This window comes from Mesorhizobium sp. USDA 3734 (assembly GCF_056279665.1).
Window position 1 is genome coordinate 4,346,972 of the sequence record NZ_JBWCCW010000001.1, and the last position, 18,211, is coordinate 4,365,182.

Here is an 18,211-nt window from a genome sequence, read left to right on the forward strand (position 1 = left end):
GTTACTTTTCGGAATTCATCACGTATAGGGCGCGCGAGCGTTCGAGATGCTTGATCATCGCCTTCTCGGCGCCGTCGGCATCCTTCTTCTCGATGCGGCCGATGATCTCTTCGTGCTCGGTGAGCGTGAACTTTTCCTTGCCGGTCCAGATCAGCATTTCGGTGTGGTATTCCTTGAGCCAGCCCAACATCGCCTCACTGACGGCGACATAGATCGGGTTGCCGGAGATCGCGGCAATCTGGGTATGGAATTTCATGTCGGCGGAGATGAAGGCTTCGGAGTCGCCCCGGAAGCCCCGTTGTTCGGCAACGGTTGCCCGCAGCCGCTGCACATCCTCGGCGGTGGCCTTTTCGGCGGCTTCCCTGACCATGCCGCGTTCGAAGAAGATGCGCGCTGTCTTCAGGTGCTCGAGCGTGTCCTTCGACGACGACAGGATGATCTTGGCGGCGCCATCGACCTGCTTGATGATCGACTTTGCGGTGAGCTGCAGCACCTTAGCGCGTTCGCCGTGCGAGATCGCGACGAGGCCCATATTGCTCAGTGCCTGCATCGCCTCGCGGATCGCCGGCCTGCCGACCTCGAAGCGCTCCATCAGCTCGCGCTCCGACGGCATGTCGTCGCCCGGCATCAGCTCACCACTGGTGATCAGGCGCTTCAGCCGCAAGAAGACCTCATCGGAAAGCTTGCGCCGGACAATCGGTTCCGAACGGTTCATCGTCGCGAATCACTCCCTTGACCCGGCCCTATCTAACACTGCCGCCACATTTCCTGGAAATTGCCGTCTGTCGATCTGCCTAAAACTTCCAGCCGGATATGCCTTGCAATACTTATGTACTCATTATACCAGATTTGGAACATCGGTGAACCTTTTTCGAACGCCACGGCCAGACCATGATCATCCTCACCTATCGCATCGAAACGCCTGGAAGCATCGAAGCGCTGGCGGCCAAGATCGCCAGCGACCAGTCGACCGGCACCTTCGTCGCGCTGCCCGGCGAGACCGAGGAGCTGAAGGCCCGGGTGGCGGCGCGCGTGCTGGCGATCCGGCCCCTGCCCGACGCCGAGCGGCCGTCGCTTCCCGATGACGGCGAGGGGCCGTTCAAGCGCGCAGACGTCGACATCGCCTTTCCGTTCGATGCCATCGGCACCGACCTTTCGGCGCTGATGACGATCGCCATTGGCGGCACCTATTCGATCAAGGGCCTCACCGGTATTCGAATCGTCGACATGAAGCTGCCGGAGGATTTTCGCGGCGCACATCCCGGCCCACAGTTCGGTGTCGCCGGCAGCCGCCGGCTGACCGGTGTGACTGACCGCCCGATCATCGGCACGATCGTCAAGCCGGCGCTGGGCTTGAGGCCACATGAGACGGCGGCAATGGTGGCGGAACTGATCGCCGCCGGCGTTGATTTCATCAAGGACGACGAGAAGCTGATGAGCCCGGCCTATTCGCCGCTGGCCGAGCGGGTGAAGGCGATCATGCCGCTCATCCACGACCACGAGCAGAAGACCGGCAAGAAGGTGATGTATGCCTTCGGCATCTCGCATGCCGACCCGGAGGAGATGATGCGCAACCACGATCTGGTGGCGAAGGCCGGCGGCAATTGCGCTGTCATCAACATCAATTCGATCGGGTTCGGCGGTATCGCGTTCCTGAGAAAGCGCTCCAGTCTGGTTCTGCACGCTCATCGTAACGGCTGGGACATCCTCACCCGCCACCCGGGCCTCGGCATGGACTTCAAGGTCTGGCAGCAGTTCTGGCGGCTGCTCGGCGTCGACCAGTTCCAGATCAACGGCATCGCCTCGAAATACTGGGAGCCTGACGACTCTTTCGTCGAATCCTTCAAGGCGGTGACGACACCGATCTTTTCTCCTGAGGACTGCGCGTTGCCGGTGGCGGGCTCCGGCCAGTGGGGCGGGCAGGCACCGGAAACCTACCAGCGGACCGGCCGGACGGTCGATCTTCTCTATCTCTGCGGCGGCGGCATCGTCAGCCATCCGGACGGGCCTGGCGCCGGCGTGCGCGCCGTGCAGCAGGCCTGGCAAGCGGCGGTCGACGGCATTCCGCTGGCGGACTTCGCCCTGAGCCATCCCGAACTGGCGCGGTCGATCGAAAAATTCGGCGACGGCAAGGCAGCCTGAAGCCATGCAGGATCTGCTTCTCAGCTACTACGGCGATGACCTGACCGGGTCGACCGATGTCATGGAGGCGCTTGAGCTCGGCGGCGTGCCGACGGTGCTGTTCATGCGCCGGCCGGACGAGGCCTTGCTGTCGCGATTCGCGCATTGCCGGGCGATCGGACTGGCCGGGACCAGCCGCAGCGAGACGCCGCAGTGGATGGACACGAATCTGCGCGAAGCCTTCGCCTGGCTGAAAACCTTCAACGCCGCGATCTGCCACTACAAGGTCTGCTCGACCTTCGATTCCAGCCCGATGATCGGCAGCATCGGCCGGGCCATCGAGATCGGCCGCTCGGTGTTCGCGCAGGACAGCGTGCCGCTGCTGGTCGGCGCGCCGCAGCTCAAGCGCTACACCGCTTTCGGCCATCTGTTCGCCGCCTATCGCGACCAATATTTTCGCATCGACCGCCACCCGGTGATGAGCCGCCACCCGACGACGCCGATGGATGAATCCGATCTGCTGATCCATTTGTCGCGGCAGACGACGCTGAGCTCCGGGCTGGTCGACCTTGCGACGCTGCAGTCCGCGTCGCGGTCGGCGGCATTCGATCGCCTGACCGGAAGCGGCACCGCCATCGTGCTTGTCGATGTCGACAATCCGGAAACGCAGGCTCTGGCCGGCAAGGAGCTGTGGCGCATTCGCAAGCCGGGCCGTTCCTTTGTCGTCGGCTCGTCGGGGGTCGAGTATGCGTTGCTGGCCGAATGGGCGTCGAACGACATCGTCAGCGCTGGGCCAGGTTTCACGCCGCCGGGGGCTGCCGACCGGATAGCCGTCGTTTCGGGCAGTTGCTCGCCAACCACCGAACGGCAGATCCGGAATGCCCTGACCGACGGCTTCGACGGTATCGAGGTCGATCCCGTCGACCTGGTTTCGCAGGCCTCACAGCAAGCGATCGCGCGCGCAATGGCAAGCGGCCGCGCCAGTCTGCAAGCCGGGCGCAGCGTCATCCTCTACACCGCGCTTGGCCCCACCGCCGACAGGGGCGCCGAAATCGACCGGCAGGAAGGCGCCCGCCACAGACTTGGCCGCGGCCTTGGAGAAATCCTTCGAGCGCTGACGATCGAACAGAGCCTGCGGCGCGTGGTCATTGCCGGCGGCGACACGTCGAGCCATGCACTCGGCGAGATGGGCGTCGATGCCCTGACAATCCGCATGCCGCTGCCCGCTTCGCCGGGTTCGCCGCTCTGCGTTGCCCATTCGCGCGTCAAGGAGATCGACGGACTGGAGGTTGCGCTCAAGGGCGGCCAGGTCGGAACCGATCGCTATTTCTCAGCCATCCGCGATGGCCTCGGCGGTTGAAACAGCCGATGGCTGGATCAGGTGCACTTCGATGCGCGAAATGCTCCTTGCCGGGTGGAAATCCCGGTAACACCCGGTATTATCTGCGAAAATACCGAAGTCGGGAGGATGCCGGGTGCAGACCAAGAAGATCATCAACGACGGCAACCGCGCCGTCGACGAGATGCTGGAAGGCATTCTCGCCGCGCATCCCCGCCATCTCAAAAGTGTGGACGGCAGTCCACGCTCCATCATCGCCCGCGACGGACCGCGCCAGGGCAAGGTGGGCCTCGTGATCGGCGGCGGCTCGGGCCATGAGCCGAGCTTTCTCGGCTTCGTCGGCAAGGGGTTGGCTGACGCGGCGGCCATCGGCAATGTCTTTGCCTCGCCGCCGCCAGATCCGATCCTTGAATGCGCCAAGGCGGTCAGCGGTGGCGCCGGCGTGCTCTTCATGTACGGCAACTATGCCGGCGACGTGATGAATTTCGACATGGCCGCCGAGATGGCTGCCATGGACGACATCGAGGTGCGCACGGTGCTGAGCACCGACGATGTCGCCTCGGCACCGCGCGACCAGATGCACAAGAGACGTGGCGTCGCCGGCAATTTCTTCATCTTCAAGGCGGCCGGTGCCGCCTGCGACCGGATGCTGTCCTTCGACGAATGCGAGCGCATCGCTGGCAAGGCCAACGACCATACTTTCACCATGGGCGTGGCGCTCTCGCCCTGCTCGCTGCCGCAGACCCGCCGGCCGAATTTCGAGATCGGGCCGGACGAGATGGAGATCGGCATGGGCATCCATGGCGAGCCTGGCATCGCGCGCGAAAAGTTGAAAACAGCCGACGAGATCACCGACGAGATGCTGGACAGGATCCTCGGCGAGATGGCGCCGGCGCGCGGCGACAAGGTCGCGGTGCTCGTCAATTCGCTCGGCTCGACGCCGCTGATGGAACTCTACATCATGAACCGGCGGGTGAAGCAGAGGCTCGACGACATCGGTGTGTCCATCCAAGCAAGCTGGGTCGGCAATTACTGCACCTCGCTCGAAATGGCCGGGGCCTCGATTACTTTGCATCGGCTGGACGGCGAGTTGCAGACGATGCTGGACCACCCTTGCGACTGCGCCATGTTTCGCGCCGGCTAAACCTGCTCCTCGTCAAGGGACATAACATGACGACCATCGACACCGCCCGCCTTGTTGCGATGTTCGCAGCGATCGCAACCGCCATGTCCGCCGACAGGGACCGACTATGCGCGCTTGACGGGGTTATCGGCGACGCCGACCACGGCATTGCGATGGAGCTTGGATTTTCCGCGGCACGCGATGCGGTAGCCGCACTGGACACCGGGGCGACCGATCCGACCACTTTGCTGAACACGGCGGCAAAGTCGTTCCTGAATGCCGTCGGCGCCTCCTCGGGTCCGCTTTATGCCACCGCGTTCATGCGCGGCGCGGCAGCCGTCAAGGGCAAGACAACGCTTGACGACGCGGACGTCGTCGCCCTGTTCCAGGCCATGGCCAAGGGCATTCAGGATCGTGGCAAGGCAGAGCCAGGCGAAAAGACGATGATCGATGCATGGGTCCCGGCTGCGCAAGCGGCGGGCGAAGCGCTGGCCTCCGGCAAGGATCTGGCGGGCAGTCTTGAGGCTGCTGCGCAGGCGGCAGAGGCAGGCGCGGAAGCGACCAAGGCGATGGTCGCCACCAAGGGCCGGGCCTCCCGCCTCGGCGAACGCTCGCTTGGCCACATGGACCCAGGTGCTGCATCCGCCGTCACCGTGATCGAGGCGATGCGGATCGCCTTGACTGACTGATCAGGACCTTCCGCGCCCTCAGCGCTTGGCGTCGAGCTTGTCGACGGCTTGCACGTTTGCGGCGGAGGGGCCATTCGGATCGAACTCGGAGGCCAGCCAAGCATCGGCGATCGATTTCGCCAGTTCCGGGCCGATGACGCGGGCGCCCATGGTGATGATCTGGGCGTTGTTGGACTTGGCGGCGCGCTCGGCGGAATAGGTATCGTGGGTCAACGCGGCACGAATGCCCGGCACCTTGTTGGCGGAGATGCTGACGCCAATGCCGGTGCCGCAAAACAGGATGGCCCGGTCGTAGTTGCCATCCAGGATTTCGTGGCCTACTGCGGCGGCGATGTCGGCGTAGAATCCGGCCTGGCTGAGATCAACGACCTGCAGCTCCGGCTTGGTGGCGAGATGCTTGGCGATGACGTCGAGCAGCGGCTTGCCGGCGCTGTCGGCTCCGAGTGCGATCTTCATGATGATGAACTCCTTTTCTTTCGTGTCGTAGCAGTCAACGCGCGATGGCGGCCGATGCCTTTTTCAGAATGTCGATATAGCCTTCCGCTTGCCACGCCGAGCGGCCGATGAACAGGCCGTCGACATGCGGCTGGCCGATCAGCTCGGCCGCATTGCCGGGATTGACGCTGCCGCCGTAAAGCACAGGCGGAGCAATCGGCAGCCGGTCGGCGGCAACCTGCTTGATCAGCGCCTGCTGCTTGTCGGCATAGTCGGCGCTGGCGGGAATGCCCTTCTCGCCGATCGCCCAGACCGGCTCGTAGGCAAAGAGGATTTCTGCCTTCAGTTGATCGCCGCTCAGCTCTTGCAGCGCGCCGAGAACCTGTGCCGTCAACACCGCCTCGGCGCGGCCGGATTCACGCTCAGCCAGCGTCTCGCCGACGCAGATCAGCGGCACGAAACCGTGCCTGACCGCGGCCGCCGTTTTCAATCCCACAGTCGCATTCGTTTCGCCGAAATGCTCGCGGCGCTCGCTGTGACCGAGTTCGATCACATCCAGCCCACAGTCTTTCAACATCACTGGCGAAATCTCGCCCGTCCAGGCGCCGGCATCGGCCCAATGCATGTTCTGGGCACCGACTTTCACGCGGGTGTTGGCCAGCGCCGCCTTGACCTGGCGCGCCGCGGTGAACGGCGGAATGACGAAGGGCTGTATCGCCTGATCGAAGTCAGGCACGAAGGCCGTCAACGCATCGGCGAAGTGCAGCGCCTCCGCCAGCGTCTTGTTCATCTTCCAGCTCGTGCCGACCCAGTATGGGGCCATTCTTTTTTCTCCTTCGATACCTTTGTGGCCGACATCGGCGCCGGCTTTCGGGCGACGTATTCGCTCAGGCTCGAGACTTGAGGCTGTCGCGGCCGCTGTCGACGTAAGGTGCCCAGAAATCCACCGACTCGCGGATCATCTCGACAACCTGATGGTCGACTGGTTCCCTCTCCCTGAAGGAAAGTTCAAGGCAAATCTCATTGTCGGTTCCGCCGCCCTGCCGAACCGCATCCAGCAGCTTTTGCGGAAGTATGCGGCCATCCTTGTTGTAGGCAGCCGTGAACGGCCAGTGCCCGCCCTTGTTCATGGAAGACTGCTTGATGTGGATGATCGGCGATTGCAATGGAAACGCTTTCGCCCAGGCATAGGGATCGGTATCGGCAGGATCGGGTGAGGTCACGTCGCCATGGTCGATGTCGACCATCATCTTCATCGGGATAGGCAGCTTGGCCGCATCGATGGCACCCTGCAATTCAACGCAGCTTTCGATCGTGTGGCCGAACTCGCGGCCCACCGACATCGGCTCCCAGAACAGATAGGACATGCCCGCCGCCTTGGCGTGCTCGGCCACCTCGCGCCAGCATTCGAGCGCGATGTCGAGAAGCGCCGCCCGCCGTTGCGGATCGTCAAAGTCCTTGTAGGTGAATATGGCGAACTGTGTGCCCATGCGTGACGCGCCGAGTTCGGCGGAAATGTCGGCGAAGGTCTTGAACCAGTCGACATAATAGCGCCGGACCTCCGCGTCCGGGTGGCCGAAATGATTGAGCCGACCATAGGGCCCGGTCATGCCGGAGGTGATCCTGACACCGGTCCGCGCCAGGGCGCTGTTGAACAGACGAAGGAATTTGGCAATCGTCGGTGCCGGCCAGCCCGGATTGACGAATTCGTGCGTCAGCTGCACGTCGCGGATGCCTATGCCGTAGGCGATCGCGTCGATCAAATCGTCCGGATCGGCGAAGCGGTTGACCAGTGGATTGGTGTTGAGGGAAAGGGTGAAGGCCATCAGTCTGCCGCCGCCATGATGTGACCGAACCAGTCTTCGAATGCCTGCCGCTCGGCTGCATTGAGATGCAGGCCATGTTTGGTGCGGCGTTCCAGTATATCGGCTGATGTGCCGGCCCATTCGGTCTCGACCAGGAACTTTGCCTCCCGTTCATACAGATCGGGCCCGAAGCGGCGGCCGAGATCGGCTTCGCCATGCGTGCCAGCGAGCAATTGCCTGGCACGGGTGCCGTAGCTTCGAGCGTAGTGCTTCACCAGCGACGGGCTGAGCCATGAAAACTCGGAATGCAGATCGCTCAGGAACTGCTCGAAGTCCGCATTGGGAAGGTCGCCGCCCGGCAAGGGAATTTTGGCCGTCCAGGCTTTCTTCATCGTCGGAAAGAACGGCTGGATCCTTTCCAGTGCATGTTCCGACAGCTTGCGGAAGGTGGTGATCTTGCCACCGAACACCGAAAGCAGCGGCGCGTTGCCATTGGAGGCGTCGAGTTCGAAAATATAGTCGCGCGTCACCGCGCTCGGATTGTCGGCATTGTCGTCATAGAGCGGACGCACGCCGGAGAAACTGTAGACCACGTCCTGTGGCGTCAGCTGTCGCTTGAAATAGCGATTGACCACCTTGATCAGGTAGTCGACTTCGCTAGCCTCAGCCGCTACTTCCTCGGGCCTGCCTTCGTAGGGAATGTCGGTCGTGCCGATCAGCGCCAGATCGTTCTCGTAGGGGTTGACGAAGATCACCCGCTTGTCGTTGTTCTGGATGAGATAGGCCTGCCGCCCCTCCCAGAATTTGGGCACGACGATATGGCTGCCTTTCACCAGACGAACATTGCGGGTGGAATTCTGCCCGGCAACGCGGCTGACAATGTCGTTGACCCACGGCCCGGCCGCGTTGACCAGCGCCCGCGCGCGGACTTTCGTGACAGCGCCCGTGCGGCCGTCCTGCATGTCGATCGACCACAATCCGTCTTCGCGCCGGGCCGCGATACAGGCGGTGCGCGTGAGCACTCTGGCGCCGCGCTGCCTGGCGTCCAGGGCGTTGAGCAGCACCAGGCGCGCATCATCGACCCAGCAGTCGGAATATTCGAAGCCGCGCTTGAATTCGTCCTTGATCGGCGCGCCTTCGGGCGCAGTCCCGAGGTTCAGCGTTCTGGTCCCCGGCAGCCGCTTGCGGCCACCAAGGTGGTCGTAGAGAAACAGCCCAAGCCGGACCAGCCATGCCGGCCTGTCCTGCGGGCTGTGCGGAAGAACGAAGCGCATCGGCCAGATGATGTGCGGCGCCGCCTCGAGCAGCACCTCGCGTTCGATCAGCGCTTCGCGAACCAGCCGGAATTCATAATATTCGAGGTAGCGCAGGCCGCCATGCACCAGCTTGCCGGAACGCGAGCTGGTGCCTTGAGCGAGATCGTCCTTTTCGCACAGGATGACGGACAGCCCGCGACCTGCCGCATCACGCGCTATGCCGGCCCCATTGACGCCGCCGCCGATCACGAAGAGATCGACGACATCTGTTGTTTTGCTCAAGATCTTGCTCCTGTGCGGTGCGCCATGCCCTTCCACACCGGCCGAAGCGCCTGACGCGCCGCAACGAAGGAGGGGAAGAGCGCATCGTAGGTTTGCGACAGCGCCTCGTCATAGGCATCGCAGTCGCCGAGAAGCGGTGTCACCCACTCGGCGGCGCAGTCTTGCATGGAGCCATAGACGCCGAGCCCGACCGCGGCCATCATCGCGGCGCCCGCCGCGCCGGCTTCCTGGCGGCTGCTGGTGCGCACCTGCGCCCGGGTCGCCGCTGCAATGATGCGGCGCAGAGACGGGCTGCGCGCGGCGCCGCCCGACAGGCGGATTTCGCTCGGCACGGCGCCCATCGCCTGGTAGCAATCACGCGCCGCGAAGGCCAACCCTTCGAGGACGGCGCGTGCCAGATCGCCAAAGCCGTGCTTGACCGAAAGGCCGATGAAGCCAGCGCGTGCATCAGGGTCGACGAATGGCCCTCTTTCGCCGGCCAGCGATATGTAAGGCTGGTAAATCAGCGATCCTGGCTCCGATGCTTCCACCCAGACATCGAGTGCTTTCAGCAACTCGTCATGAGAAGGTTTGCCGCCAGCCGTTGCGAGCACGTCGCGCGCAAGGCCCAGCAGCCAGTCTATGTTGAGCGTTGCCGCCATATTGGACTGCAATTGTGCAAAGCCACTGGGAATAGGCATGGCGATCGTGTAGCCGGAGCCATCGCCGTTCAGCACGACATCGTCGGGAGTGGCGGCAAAGCGCGTGTGTATGCCGGTCGAGCCGATGACCGTGCAGCCGACATTGCCTGAGGGATCATAGAGGCCGGCTCCGAGAGCCGTCATGACCATATCCACGTAGCCCAGCACAACCGGCGTGCCTTCGAGCAGCCCTGTCTCTGCCGCCGCCGATCGCGACAGCGGATGATGGTCGGTGGTGCCTTCGAGCATGGGCGGCAAAAGGCGGCGATGCGTCGTCAGATCCAGGATGTCGAGGGCTTCGTCGGAATAGGTGCGCGACCGAAAATCGCCGAAGGTGAAGGTTCCCTCGGAGGGATCCGTTGCGCGTTCGGCCGTCATCTTGAAGTAGAGCCAATCCTTGCAATGCAGCGCGGTCGCCGCCCGCTCCAGCAAGTCCGGATTGTTCCTTTTCATGAAGGCAAGCTGGGCGCCCTGCTGGCAGGAATTCAGCCCCGTGCCGGTCAGCTCGAACCGCCTGCGATCCCGGGGATCGGCGCGCATCTCGTCGACCAGATGTCCGGCGCGGGCGTCGAGCCACAGCCAGGCGCGCGAGACAGGCAGGCCGTCGCCATCGATCAGCCAGGTTCCGTCGCCCTGCCCGGTGATGGCAACCGCCGCGGTTCGTTGCGCGAGGTCGGGGATTTTGGCCGCGAGATCGCGAACGGTCCGCGCCATATCGCGCCATGTCTGGTCGAGGTCCTGCTCGGCGCCGCCGCCTTCCAGCGTGGCGAAGCTGTTGGGCACGGATGTCATGGCGAGCTGCCGCCCGGACAGATCGAAAGCGACCGATTTGATCACCGACGTTCCCGCGTCGATGCCGATCAGCAGGTCTTTCATGCCGCAAATTCCGGTTGGTTAAGAAGACAGGTCACGAAGGCAGTCTTTGTCATCTCGTAGAAGAGGCAGGGAGTGTCCGCAAGGACACCCCCTGTGCAGGTTTCATTCAGACAGCACGAAGGGTGCGGTGTACTTGTCGACATTGTCCTTGGTGATGAGAAGGCAATCGAACAGCTGCTTCTCGGTCGCCGCACCGGTGGCGCCCGTCTTGATGAACGAGTCTGCCTGCTGCACGGCCTTGGCCGAGAAGATGGCGACCGGCTGCAGCACGGTGTACTGCAGTTCACCCGACTTGATCGCCGCAACCGCATCCGGGGAGCCGTCGAAGCCGCCGACCTTGATACCGGCAAGCTTGCCGGCTTCCTTCAGCGCCGCAACCGCGCCGAGAGCCATTTCGTCATTACCGCTGATCACGGCGATGATGTCTGGATTGGCCTGCAGCATGCTCTGCATCTTGTCGTGGCCCTGGGTACGATCCCAGTTGGCGACCTGCGAAGCAGCCTTTTCGAGATCCGGATACTGGCTCAGCACAGTCGCGTAACCGTTCGAGCGCGTGGCGGCGTTGTTGTCCGACGGGGCACCGAGCAGTTCGACATACTTGCCCTTTTCACCGACTGCCTGCACCCACTGCTGGGCACCGAGAGCGGCACCCTGCGCGTTGTTGGAGACGAGCTGCCCCTTGGCGAGGCCTTCCTGGTTGATCTCGGCATTGACGAGGAAAACCGGGATGTTGGCGGCAATCGCCTTCTTCACCGCGCCGACAGAGCCGTCGGCGTTGGCCGGGTCGAGGATGATCGCCACCGACTTGTTGGTGATGGCGGTGTCGATCAGGTTGCTTTCCGTGTTGGTGTCGCCCTTGTGGGCGCCGACATTGGCCGTGTAGCCGAGTTTTTCGGCCTCAGCCTTGGCAACATTGCCTTCCGTCAGCCAATACGGGTTGGCCGGATCGTTGACGATGATCGAGATCAGGCCCGCGGCCGACGCGGCGGCCGTGAACCCGACGACCATCGCGGCGGCAAGCAGACTTTTCAGCATGGTTTTCATGTACATTCCTCCAATGATTACGCGGTGTTGCTGCCAGTCACCTGGCAGTCTTCCCTTGGGCAGGATTGGCCGTTTCGGCCTTCCCCCGTTTCTGAGAAGTCGGTTGGCCACCTGTCGCGCTTGGGAGCTTGCTGCGGCGGCGATACTGAACGGCATTGAGCAGCACGGCGAGCACGATGACCGCGCCGGTGAACACTGTTTGCCAGTAGGATGAGATACCGATGATCACCAGACCATCGGACAGGAAGCCGATGACGAAGGCACCGAGCAGGGTTCCGCGGATGTTGCCGCGCCCGCCGGTCAGCGCCGCGCCGCCGATAACGACGGCCGCGATGGCCGTCAGTTCGTAAGTGGTGCCGGCGGTCGGTCCGGCCGAGGTCAGCTGCGAGGACAGGATCAGGCCGGCAATGGCGGCGCAGATGCCCGACAGCACATAGACGGAAACCTGCACCGTCTTGACCGGAACACCGGAGAGTTCGGCCGCGCGCTCATTGCCGCCCGAGGCGTAGAGCCAGCGCCCAAAGGCGGTGCGGTTCAGGACGATGCTGCCGATAAACGCGATGACCGCGAGAACCACCACGCCGGTCGGCACGCCGAACAGCCGGTTGAAGCCAAGCGCATCGAAGCCGGTGTTTCCCAACTCCGGCTTGCCGCCGAGATTGTTGTAAGTCAGGCCGCTGGTCATCAGCAGCGCCAGGCCGCGCGCCATGTACATGACGCCGAGCGTCGCCACGAAGGCTGGAACCTTGAAGCGCGCGATGAGCACGCCGTTGATCAGCCCGACGCCGGCGCCCAGCATGCAGGCAATCACCGCGACCACCCAGACCGGCGGATAGAGAACGACGCCCAGCCAGGTCAGCGTCACGCCTTGCATAAGGAAGCCGGCAACAACGCCGGCCAAGCCCAGCGTCGACCCCACCGACAGATCGATGCCGCCATTGAGGATGACGAGAAGCATGCCGACCGCGAGAATTCCGAAGATGGCGACATGCGAGGCCATGGTCAGGAAATTCGCCACCGAGAGGTAGTAGGGAGACAGGATCGAAAAGACGATGATGATGACGATCAGGGCAAAGAAAGCCCGGCCCTCGAGCAGCAGCTTGGCGAGATCGAAGCCTTCGCTCGCGCTTGGACTGGACTGTTTTCTGGCCTGGCTGACGTCGGTCATGGTCTGGGCTCCGAAATTCCTGGTGATCAGGCGACCACGGCTTCGCCGGAGGCGGCCATGATCTGCTCTTTGGTGGCGTTGGCGCCGAATTCGGCTGAAATCCTGCCGCGCCGCATGACGACGATGCGGTGGGCAATGCTGAGGCATTCGTTGACCTCAGAGGTCGAGAAGACGACCGCCAGCCCCTGCGCGGCGCGTTCGCTCAGCAAGCGGAAGACCTCGGCCTTGGCACCGACATCGATGCCGCGGCTCGGCTCGTCGAGGAGGATAACTTTTGGGTTGGTCGTCAGCATCTTGCCGATGACCACCTTCTGCTGATTGCCGCCCGACAACGATCCGATCATGGCGTTGCCGCCGGCGGTCTTGATGGTCACCTTGCGGATCGAATCCTCGACCAGCCCACGCTCCCTGGAGCGGGACAGAAACAGTCCCTTGGCGAACGCCTCGATGCTGGCAAGCGAAAGATTGCGGCCGACGGTCATGGTCTGCACCAGCCCGTCGCGCTGGCGGTCCTCGGGTACGAGCACAAGCCCTCTGGCGATGCGCTGGGCAATGCTCAGTCCCGAGACGTCCTCGCCTTCCAGAAGGGCGCGGCCGCCCGCCATCGGCACCCGTCCGGCGACGGCTTCCAGCAACTCCGTGCGCCCGGCGCCCATCAGCCCGTAGATGCAGACGATCTCGCCTGCCCGCACGTCCAGCGACAGGTGATCGACGACGGCATAACCTGAGCCCGAAGTGTCGACGACGCTGACATCCTCGATCGACAGGGCGACCTCGCCGAATGCATGGCCGGTCGGCGGCGAGCCGAGATCGAAATTCTCGCCGACCATGTTGCGGACGATCCACTCGAGATCGATGTCCCTGGCTTCGGCCGTTGCCGTTATCGCGCCGTCGCGCAGGACAACGGCGTAGTCGGTGATCTGCAGGGCTTCTTCGAGGTGATGTGAAATGTAGACGATGGAGACGCCGCGGCTGGTCAGATCGCGGATCACCTTGAACAGCACCTCCACCTCTGTCGCGCTGAGCGCCGAGGTTGGTTCGTCCATGATCAGGATACGGGAATCGACCGACAGCGCCCGCGCGATCTCGACGATCTGCTGTTGCCCCAGGCGCAGATCCTCGACCAGGGTCATCGGGTCGATGTCCTCTTCGAGATCGGCCATCAGCGCGCGCGCCTGGCGCGACTCCTCGGCGAAGTCGAGGCCGGTCCTGGTGCGCAGTTCGCGGCCCATGAAGATGTTGTCGCGAACACTGAGATTCGGCGCCAGGCTGAGTTCCTGGTGGATGATCGAGATGCCGCGATCGCGCGCATCCGAGGATGAGGAAAAACTGACGAGGTTGCCGTCGAGCACGATGTCGCCGGATGTCGGCGTGACCACACCGGACAGGATCTTCATCAGCGTCGACTTGCCGGCGCCATTCTCTCCGAACAGCGTGGTGACCTTGCCGCGATGGATGTCAAAATTGACGCCCTTGAGCGCATGAACGCCGCCATACGACATGACGATGTTGCGCGCCGAAAGCACGGCGTCGCCGGTCACAGGTCCGGTGTCAGCAGCCAGGTTCATTTGACCTCCAGCCTCACGGGAGTGACGAGCCAGCTCTTCGGGTTGACCAGCTTGAACGCGCCGACCACCGATATGGTCTTGCCGGTCAAGGCGCTCGTATCGATCTTGGCCAGGACTTCCTTCTTCATCTCGTTGTTCAGCGCGGAACCGGCGTCCTGGTATTCGATCTGGTTGGTGAACTGGCCAAATGTGATCTTGCCGGTGGCGTCGCGCAGCTCGGTTCCGTTGATCGCCGGCCCGGTCTGCACGCGGATCATCAACGTATCCGGCACGCCGTCGACTGCGACCTTGTAGATGCCCGATTTTCCTTCGCCGACGACGCCGCTGAACTTGACCGAGATGACCGGTCCAACGCCCGCAGGCACGCCGTATTCCTTTTCTGCCGTTGCCCTGTCCTTGGCGATCGCCGTCGCCACCGTCACCGCGTCGGCGGCGCGTGCCTCGACATCGGCCTGCACCTTGGGAAATTCCGCCTTGCCGTAGTCGGCGGCGGAAAAAACGGCACTGCGGACATCGCCGGCGGAGCCGATCCTGACCACCTTGGTGTCGAGCGCCATGGCGCCGAGCAGGATGACGACCGCGGCGCAGGCAAGTGCCCGACGCAGGCCGGGCGAAGCCGGCCTGGTCGATGCGGTGGCGGCCTTCGCGCTCATGACGCAACCGCCAGCAAAGCTGATCTGCGCTTGTCACGCATTTGACGATCCTCCGTTCACATGGCGCTTCGCACCATTGGATTGGTTCTGTTCGACAAGGGCACGGGCGGTGGACTCGTCAGTGATCAGGCCGCTCAGATAACGGCTTTCGAGCACTGCCTTGATGGCACGCACTTTGATCTTGCCGCCGGCGACAGCGACGATTCGGCGGCCCTTCAACTGGTCCCGCGGAAGCGCCAAGATTCTTTCCGACAGCGCCGTTTCCACCGGGCGCCCCTTGTCGTCGAAGAAGTGGGCGAGCAGCTCGCCGACACCGCCATCGCGTTTGACCTCATCGATTTCGGAATGTTCGATCATACCGGTAGCGACCAGCGAAGCTTCCCGCTCGGCGGTCCCTATGCCGACGAACATCAGGTCGGACCGGCTCGCCAGGTCGAAGACATCGCTGATGCCGCGCTGTCCCAGCAGCACCTCACGATCCTCGGCGGTGTTGGCGACGAAAGGCACCGGCATCACATAGGCCTGCGCGCCGGTCCGCTCGGCCAGACGATGCATGACGTCGTGCGGGTTGGCCGCAAATTTACGTGTCACACCACCAAGCAGCGAGACGAAACGGATATGGGCGGCGGCAGTGCGCGTCAGATATTCGACGCTTGCCGCTAGGGTGCGGCCGTGGCCGACGCCGATCAGCATATCCTCGCCGCGATCGATCTCGCGCTTCAGAAACTGCGCGCCGGCGATGCCAAGCGCCTTCAACGGCAATTCGTCCTGATCGAGATCAGGAACGACCTCGCAATAATCGAGCCCGTAAGCATCGATCAGCCGCTGCTCGAGGTCGATGCATTCGCCGACGTCGCCGTCGATGATCACTCTGACCAGGCCATCCTGGGTGGCCCGCGTGATGAGCCGATGCGCCTTGAGGCTGGTCAGGCCAAGCCGCTTGGCCACCTGGGCCTGTGTGAGACCCCCGGCATAGTGAAGCCAAGCCGCGCGCGTGGCGAGGCTGGATTCATGGTCACGGTTAGCGGTTCCGCCGGATTTCAAGCCATCTCCTCCCCGAGATGATATTATTATCTTTGTGTGCAAAAATTTTCACATCCCTGCATCGCTGTCAATCCCTCGCTGGATTTGGCGCATGCGCCTGCGGGGAATTCACAGGCCTCGCCTCTTCCAGAAACGCCGGTCTGCCAGCGTTTCGGCAGGCAACATCGACCTATTAGGAGGTAAGCATGTTATTCGATCATACTGTGATGTTAATTTAACGTCAATCTGTGTTATTTCATGGTGACGCCAGCGGAATTGCGCTGATCATCGCCATCCTATTTTTCATCAAGTATTTGTTTTTGATAGATAATATTGATCGTAAGAAAAATCCCAATCTGCCTGTGAGTTGGGTGACTTGTGGATGCGTGCATCCATGAGCAAACCGATCGAATTGCCTTGGGAAGAGCATCGGCGACGGACTGATCAGTCCAACCGCATCAGGTTCCGGCTCTCGAGCTCCACAATTGCGGCCTCGACTTCCTCTGCAAGACGCCCAGCGCTCCAGCCCAGCGCCCGTCCGGCAATGGCCGCAATCTCCTGCAGGTCCCGGCCTGTCAGGGAGCCTGATATCGCCAGGGTGCTGCGGCGCATGACGATGTCAGCCAGATGTTCGACGAACTCGTTGCGGACGATATAGTCAATTTCCGACCAGCTGTAGCTTTCTGAATCCGGCAGCCGACCCTCATCGCCCGACCCATGCCTGGCGATCTGCGTGGCTCTGGTGCCATATCGCGATAGCAGCTCGTCGAGACGCCGTTCCTCAGCGCCCGTCTCCGAGTGAGCCAGCGCCAGCCAGGCTGCTCGCGCTGCCGCATCGGCGGGGAAATCCCTGCCGCCGCCGATCGGCATCATTTGCGTCGTCACCTTGCGGCTGCGCTGCAGGCGGCCGAGCACGGTGTCGGCGACTTCCTCGGCAAAGCCGCGAAACGTCGTCCATTTGCCACCAACCAGCGAGATGACCGCGAAAGGCCTGTTCCGGTCCGGCTCGGCTATCGGGGCTGAGTGATCGCGGCTGATCAGCCCGGGCAGCGATGCATCCGAAGCCGGCAGCGGCCTGATGCCGCTATAGGCATAGACGATCTGGTTGCGCTCGAACGCCATTCCCGGCAACAGCGTCCGTACGCTGTCCAGCAAATATTCGACTTCGTCAGGCTCGCAGCGCACCGCGTCGGGATTGTCGGCCTTGATGTCGGTGGAGCCGACCAGCGCCAGGCCGAGATAGTCGTAGACAAGGCAGATACGGCCGTCATCGGCCTCGAAATAAAGCATGCGCCCGGCAAGGCTTTTGACCAGTTCGTCGTGTTTCAACAGGATGTGCGAGCCCTTGGTGCCGCCGATCATCTTCGACGGCCCGCCTAGCAAATCGTTGACATCGTCGATCCACGGACCGGCGGCATTGACCACCAGCTTCGGCCGCACCGAAAAGGCCGCGCCGTTTCCCGGCTGGAAGGTCAGCACGCCATTGGCGGACTTCACCAGCGCCGTGTAGTTCGCGCTGGCCGAGGCCGCATTTGCCTGCAGCCCGTCGAGGATCAGTTCCAGCACCAGCCTTTCGGGGTGGCTTATCTTGGCGTCGTAATAGGTGCCGGTGGCGACGATCGAGGGATTGAGCGCCGGCATCTCACTGAGCGCCTGGCGCCGCCCGACCATGCGGTGGCGCGGCATGACCTGGTTTCGCGAGCCATAGAAATCATAGATCATCAGGCCGATCTTGATAAGGATGGCGCCGCGGCTGCGCGGCGCGCTGGTCGAGCCGAACAGCGTCCGCAGCGCCGCCAGCATGCCCTTGCTCCAGGAGAAGATCGGGATGACGGTCGGCAGCGGGCTGACATAGTGCGGCGCGTTCTTCAAAAGCAGATTGCGTTCAAGCGTCGACTGCGCGACCAGCCCGAACTCGCCGGTTTCGAGATATTTCAGGCCGCCGTGAATGAGCCGCGACGGTGCGGCACTGGTGCCGGAGCCGAAATCCGCCTTGTCGACGATCAGGCAGCTGACGCCTTGCGCGCACAGATCGCGAAACAGCCCCGCTCCGTTGATGCCGGCGCCAAGGATGGCGACGTCGACCCCGCCGGTCCCGGCCATGGCGGCCAAACGCCCGGCGGGGTTTTCCGCAAATGTTCCTTCAGCC

At 63.0% G+C, this 18,211-nt stretch carries 16 protein-coding genes; 4 read left to right on the top strand and 12 right to left on the bottom strand.

The annotated features are described in order from the left end of the window. Position 1: 1 nt before the first annotated feature. On the bottom strand, positions 2-715 hold the full coding sequence (locus ACZ89F_RS21250) for a transcriptional regulator NanR (RefSeq protein WP_023808899.1): 714 nt from the start codon (positions 713-715) through the stop codon (positions 2-4). A 176-nt stretch (positions 716-891) separates the two neighbouring features. Between ACZ89F_RS21250 and oiaX the strand changes: the two genes are divergently transcribed. From oiaX to dhaL, 4 genes are all read left to right on the top strand, one after another. Continuing rightward, positions 892-2,142: a 3-oxo-isoapionate-4-phosphate decarboxylase OiaX gene (gene oiaX, locus ACZ89F_RS21255; RefSeq protein WP_476093947.1), complete on the top strand. Its 1,251-nt coding sequence runs from the start codon at positions 892-894 to the stop codon at positions 2,140-2,142. 4 nt (positions 2,143-2,146) lie between these two features. After that, positions 2,147-3,481, top strand: coding sequence for a four-carbon acid sugar kinase family protein (locus ACZ89F_RS21260; protein ID WP_476093948.1), 1,335 nt, complete (start codon positions 2,147-2,149; stop codon positions 3,479-3,481). Between the two features lie 115 nt (positions 3,482-3,596). Continuing rightward, positions 3,597-4,604 carry a dihydroxyacetone kinase subunit DhaK gene (locus tag ACZ89F_RS21265; RefSeq protein WP_476093949.1) on the top strand — a complete coding sequence of 336 codons (1,008 nt, stop codon included), beginning with the start codon at positions 3,597-3,599 and terminating at the stop codon, positions 4,602-4,604. Between the two features lie 26 nt (positions 4,605-4,630). After that, the gene (gene dhaL / locus ACZ89F_RS21270; RefSeq protein WP_476093950.1) at positions 4,631-5,272 is read left to right on the top strand and encodes a dihydroxyacetone kinase subunit DhaL; all 642 of its coding nucleotides are present in this window, start codon (positions 4,631-4,633) and stop codon (positions 5,270-5,272) included. Between the two features lie 18 nt (positions 5,273-5,290). On the opposite strand, the gene derI is transcribed toward dhaL, so the two are convergent. The 11 genes from derI to ACZ89F_RS21325 all read right to left on the bottom strand — a co-directional run bounded on the left by derI (position 5,291) and on the right by ACZ89F_RS21325 (position 18,165). After that, the gene (gene derI, locus ACZ89F_RS21275; RefSeq protein ID WP_027036231.1) at positions 5,291-5,728 is read right to left on the bottom strand and encodes a D-erythrulose-4-phosphate isomerase; all 438 of its coding nucleotides are present in this window, start codon (positions 5,726-5,728) and stop codon (positions 5,291-5,293) included. 34 nt (positions 5,729-5,762) lie between these two features. Beyond that, positions 5,763-6,530 carry a triose-phosphate isomerase gene (locus tag ACZ89F_RS21280; protein WP_476093951.1) on the bottom strand — a complete coding sequence of 256 codons (768 nt, stop codon included), beginning with the start codon at positions 6,528-6,530 and terminating at the stop codon, positions 5,763-5,765. A gap of 64 nt (positions 6,531-6,594) precedes the next feature. Next, positions 6,595-7,533, bottom strand: a complete 939-nt coding sequence (locus tag ACZ89F_RS21285) for a sugar phosphate isomerase/epimerase family protein (RefSeq protein WP_476093952.1) — start codon at positions 7,531-7,533, stop codon at positions 6,595-6,597. After that, the gene (locus tag ACZ89F_RS21290) at positions 7,533-9,050 is read right to left on the bottom strand and encodes a glycerol-3-phosphate dehydrogenase (RefSeq protein ID WP_476093953.1); all 1,518 of its coding nucleotides are present in this window, start codon (positions 9,048-9,050) and stop codon (positions 7,533-7,535) included. Before ACZ89F_RS21290 ends, ACZ89F_RS21285 begins: the two co-directional genes overlap by 1 nt. After that, on the bottom strand, positions 9,047-10,606 hold the full coding sequence (locus ACZ89F_RS21295) for an FGGY family carbohydrate kinase (protein WP_476093954.1): 1,560 nt from the start codon (positions 10,604-10,606) through the stop codon (positions 9,047-9,049). The genes ACZ89F_RS21290 and ACZ89F_RS21295 overlap by 4 nt, the downstream gene beginning before the upstream one ends. Before the next feature lie 102 nt (positions 10,607-10,708). Further along, positions 10,709-11,650: a D-ribose ABC transporter substrate-binding protein gene (locus ACZ89F_RS21300; RefSeq protein WP_013533072.1), complete on the bottom strand. Its 942-nt coding sequence runs from the start codon at positions 11,648-11,650 to the stop codon at positions 10,709-10,711. A 37-nt stretch (positions 11,651-11,687) separates the two neighbouring features. Then, a complete protein-coding gene (locus tag ACZ89F_RS21305; RefSeq protein ID WP_476093955.1) occupies positions 11,688-12,818 on the bottom strand; it encodes an ABC transporter permease in 1,131 nt (376 codons plus the stop codon). Between the two features lie 26 nt (positions 12,819-12,844). Continuing rightward, positions 12,845-14,386, bottom strand: coding sequence for a sugar ABC transporter ATP-binding protein (locus ACZ89F_RS21310; protein WP_476093956.1), 1,542 nt, complete (start codon positions 14,384-14,386; stop codon positions 12,845-12,847). Beyond that, positions 14,383-15,039, bottom strand: a complete 657-nt coding sequence (locus tag ACZ89F_RS21315) for a DUF2291 family protein (RefSeq protein ID WP_476093957.1) — start codon at positions 15,037-15,039, stop codon at positions 14,383-14,385. Before ACZ89F_RS21315 ends, ACZ89F_RS21310 begins: the two co-directional genes overlap by 4 nt. Before the next feature lie 33 nt (positions 15,040-15,072). Further along, positions 15,073-16,083, bottom strand: coding sequence for a sugar-binding transcriptional regulator (locus ACZ89F_RS21320; RefSeq protein ID WP_476093958.1), 1,011 nt, complete (start codon positions 16,081-16,083; stop codon positions 15,073-15,075). A gap of 423 nt (positions 16,084-16,506) precedes the next feature. Further along, complete coding sequence (locus ACZ89F_RS21325; RefSeq protein ID WP_476097327.1) at positions 16,507-18,165, bottom strand: glycerol-3-phosphate dehydrogenase/oxidase; 1,659 nt, start codon at positions 18,163-18,165, stop codon at positions 16,507-16,509. Between the last annotated feature and the right edge of the window lie 46 nt (positions 18,166-18,211).